At 60.2% G+C, this 1,908-nt stretch carries 1 protein-coding gene and 2 pseudogenes; all 3 read left to right on the top strand.

Annotated features, from left to right (window positions below; genetic code table 11):
- A pseudogene (locus AC097P_RS23520) lies at positions 1-222 on the top strand (uroporphyrinogen-III C-methyltransferase); the annotation flags it as partial.
- Positions 223-285: 63 nt separating this feature from the next.
- A complete protein-coding gene (locus AC097P_RS23515; RefSeq protein WP_479612856.1) occupies positions 286-1,443 on the top strand; it encodes a heme biosynthesis HemY N-terminal domain-containing protein in 1,158 nt (385 codons plus the stop codon).
- Between the two features lie 31 nt (positions 1,444-1,474).
- Positions 1,475-1,908: pseudogene (locus AC097P_RS23510) on the top strand (GGDEF domain-containing protein); the annotation flags it as partial.

The raw sequence follows: 1,908 nt of genomic DNA, 5'->3' as shown, positions 1-1,908 counted from the left end.
CTGAATGCCCGTTTGGGGTTGTTATCACGCCAGATTGACGCGGTGCGGTCTGATCTTGCAGCGGCGTCTGTTGCGGTTGGTCGTTATTTTGATGCGTCTTCGCGCAAGACACAAACCGCCAGTGCGCAATTGCAGCAAGTGCGCGGCCAGCTGAAAGCATTGGAGCTGCCCAGGGTGGAGGACACATTGGCGGCCCTGGCAACGGCTGCGGCGGGGCGCTGAGTATGCGTGTCGCTCTGTGGTTGATGGCGCTGTTCGCCGTTGCTGTGGCCAGTGCTCTGTTCGTTGAACCTGTTTCTGTTGTTGCTTGCGGCCGGGTTTTTGACCTTGCATCTGGCCATGCGGGCCCTGTCTGCCTTGACCAACATTCCGCACCAGGCGCGCAACTGGCGTTTGTTGCAAAAAGAACGTGCCATGCACACGACCCTGCTGGATTCACTGCTGCACCTTGTAGCAGGGCGTTATGTAAGGGCGCGCAAAGCGGCAGAACTTGTCATCTCACTGGAGGAGTCTCTCAAGCGCAGTGGTGAACGCCTAGCCTATGGTGGACGTCTGCGGACGTTGTCGCATGTGCTGGCGGCGGAAAGCGCCCATGCCTTGCAAAACCGTTCACTGCGCGATAGCCATTTCCAGCAGGCCTTGCAAGAGGCCGGCGGGCGTGAGGCACAAGATGCCCGCGAGGGTGTGCAGCTGCGCGGTGCCCAGTGGGCTTTGGATGACCGTGATGCAACGACCGCCGTGCAGTGGTTAGACCAGCTGCCGCAAGGCGCGTCCCGGCGCACGCTGGCCTTGCGCCTGCGCTTCAGAGCTGCGCGTCAAGCGGGGCAATTGCAATTGGCATTGGAGACGGTACGCTTGTTGACCAAACACCGCGCCTACTCCGAAGCCGCAGGTAAGAGCATTGCACGGGGTCTGGCCATAGAGCTGATTCGGTCCGCACGCGACAGCGTACAGATCCAGCGCGTCTGGGACGCATTGGACATTGCGGAGCAACAAGTGCCCGAGGTGGCCTTCGAGGCGGCGGAGCGGCTGCTTGCACACGGTGGGGCAGTGGAAGTGTCGCGTCAATGGCTGTTGCCCATTTGGGACGTTATGGTGCAGCGCCACGATGCCTTGTCTTTGCCCCAGCGGGTGCGTTTGGCGCGCGTGTTGGAACGCGGGTTTGCGGCACCCGACGGTGCTCCGGACGCCGCGTGGTTGAGCCGCATAGAGGCCGCGCAAATGAGTAACCCGCGCGACGCAGTACTGCAGTACTTGGCGGGAGTGGTGTGTATGCGTCTGAGTCTTTGGGGCAAATCGCAGCAATTATTCAAGCAATCACTGGCCGTTTTGGCAGACTCCGATTTGGCACGGGACACATGGCTGGCATTGGCCCAGATGGCCGAACAGCGTCAGGACGAGGCTTCTGCAGCGCAGGTCTATCGCGAGGCCGCGATAAGGTGACGTGAACTGGATTCAGGGCTATTATGCGGCCATGGCAACACTCACCGAACACATCATCAAGCTGACCGACCACCGGGATCGGGAGCTTCTGGAGTTGACCCTTTCCAAGGCCCTGATTGATCTGCTGCGCATAGACCGGGTGGTCATTGCGCGGGTCCTCAGTGAAGAGGGTGTCAAGCGATGGTTGGAGGTTGCGTCGCTGGATGTGCGCGGCGGTGGCAAAGTTGTTGATCCCTTGCGTGTGGACTTTGAGTCGTTGCGGGAATTAGCGGACGAGAAAGACCGTTTGCGCTGTTTGCAGACTCGCAGCCTGGTCGAATACGCGTGGGCCGGGGAAGAGGGCCCGCGCATCAGTTTTATTCCGTTGTTTGCGGATTCCGCCAGTGACGACGAAGGCGTGATTGAGGTTCACTCCGGCTCCGCACTGAGCAAAGGGCAGGTACAGGTCATTGAGGACATGGTTCA

This window comes from Rhodoferax sp. ZS1R8, assembly GCF_056521325.1.
The sequence above is the reverse complement of the archived record's forward strand: the minus strand, read 5'-3'. Positions and strand labels throughout refer to the sequence as shown.